The sequence below is a fragment of the Kitasatospora sp. NPDC007106 genome, from assembly GCF_040634455.1.
Taxonomy (GTDB): Bacteria; Actinomycetota; Actinomycetes; order Streptomycetales; family Streptomycetaceae; genus Kitasatospora; species Kitasatospora arboriphila.
Map to the genome: position 1 here is coordinate 1 of NZ_JBEYFP010001075.1, position 1,787 is coordinate 1,787.

Sequence of the window (1,787 nt, forward strand, 5' to 3'; positions counted from 1 at the left end):
GCGGATGCGTCCCTCAGGAAGGCGTCGACACCAGCGGCAACCAGGTCGAGCGAGTCCGGCCCCACCTCGCTGACGGCCATCTCCTGTCCTTCGTCCAGAAGCTCTCCTCCGTCACGGCAGACGTCGATCTGCACGGCGATGCCGGCCGGTTGGCTCACGCAGTCCACGCACACGACGACGTCCTCGGCCTCCGGCTCCTGACCGGTCCGCAGTGAGAGGAAGACCCGGAGCGGGAAGGCCCGTGTCCGGTAGCTCGACACGACCCACGACAGCTGCGGATTGCTCTCCTGCAGCTGCTGGGCGAAGGTCTCGTACGAGCAGGTCACCCGGAGAGCGACTTGGTCGATCCACTCGACGCTGGGAGTCGTCACGGGCGCACAGTAGCCGCGGAAGACCGGAGCCGACCAGTGCCGTGATCGCAGACGTTCACCGGGTGAGGGCCGATCTGGGCCGTGGGCTACGGCGATCGCCGAATGTGGCGGTGGTGTCCGGGCGGGGAGGTCGGCACGGCGGTGATCGGGGTTCCGGGGCCGGAGCCGGAGTGGGAGCCCGCTCCGTCGTACCAGGGTGGAAGACCTCGGACACCTCGGTGTCGCCATGTTCCGCGTCGAGCGGGTCGACTTTGCGCTGAGCCGACTCGAAGGCGCGGTGGTCCCCGACACGTTCGTCTGGGTGAGGCGCTCGGCGGAGGACGTGGTAGGGGCGCTGGACGTCCTTCTCGACGCCCTCGGTCTCGACCGCGAGGCGCTTGCGTTTCGCGGCACCGTGGAGACGGGCTTCGAGGTGTTCGACGGCTCCACCGGGTGAGCGTTCTGGCCGAGATGGCCGGTCACGCCGCTCACGTCGGCTGGCGACCCCGCCCCCGCGGGGTGTGCCGGTTACCCGCTGGGGGGCGGGTAACCGGCCGGTGTTCAGGAGACGTTGAGAGTGATGTCGTCGAGGACGAAGGAGGTCTGCTTGGTGTAGTCCTCGGCGCCGGTGAACTTGAGGGTGACGGTCTGGCCGGCGTAGGCGGCGAGGTTGAAGGTCCGCTGCTGGTAGCCGGTGGCGGCGTTGAGGTTGGAGTAGGTGGCCAGGGTGGTGCCGTTGGCGGTGACCGTCAGCTTGTCGTAGGCGGTGGTCGTCGAGGACGCGCTGTCGATGTGGAGCCAGAAGGAGAGGGCGTAACCGGTGCAGCCGGTCGGCAGGGTCACCGTCTGGGCGAGGGTGTCGGTGTTGGTGGTGCCGTAGCCGTCCAGCCAGGCGTCGTAGCTGCCGGAGTGCGGCGGTTCGTCGGTGCTGCTGTTGATGGTGGAGGCGCCGCCGCTGTTGGTCTCGGTCCAGGACGAGGTGGAGCCGGTCTCGAAGCCGGGGTTGGCGATCAGCTGGGCGGCCGTGCAGCCGGATCCGCCCGCGGGGTTGACCGTCCAGGTGAAGGTCGCCGAGGAGGACGGGCCGGTGGAGTCGGTCGCGGTGGCGGTGACGGTGGACGTGCCGGTGCCGGTCGGCGTGCCGCTGATCAGGCCGGTGGCGGAGTTGAGGGTGAGGCCGGCGGGCAGGCCGGTGGCGGTGTAGCTCAGGGTGCCGCCGGCGGTGTCGGTGGCGGAGAGCTGGAGGCTGGTCGCGGTGCCGACGGTGGCGGTGCGGGCGCCCGGGTTGGTGAGGGTGACGGTGCCGGTGCCGGTGCTGCTGCCGCTGCCCTGGGCGAGCCAGGCGGTGGCGTTGAGGGCGAGGGCGGCGTCGGTGCCGGCGGGGTCGTTCCAGCCGTCGTACAGGGTGTTGCCGGACTGGCCGGTGCCGTCGTCGAT

Annotated in this window: 3 protein-coding genes; 1 reads left to right on the forward strand and 2 read right to left on the reverse strand. The window is 70.5% G+C overall.

Features of this window, described 5'->3' with window-relative positions; genetic code table 11:
* The coding region (locus ABZ641_RS35880) for a hypothetical protein (protein WP_359988636.1) at nucleotides 1–371 on the reverse strand (371 nt) is incomplete at its 3' end.
* Between the two features lie 196 nt (nucleotides 372–567).
* Here ABZ641_RS35880 and ABZ641_RS35885 point away from each other — a divergent pair.
* On the forward strand, nucleotides 568–807 hold the full coding sequence (locus ABZ641_RS35885; RefSeq protein WP_359988638.1) for a hypothetical protein: 240 nt from the start codon (nucleotides 568–570) through the stop codon (nucleotides 805–807).
* A gap of 104 nt (nucleotides 808–911) precedes the next feature.
* On the opposite strand, the gene ABZ641_RS35890 is transcribed toward ABZ641_RS35885, so the two are convergent.
* Nucleotides 912–1,787: putative Ig domain-containing protein (locus ABZ641_RS35890; protein ID WP_359988640.1), on the reverse strand; the 876-nt coding region annotated here is incomplete at its 5' end.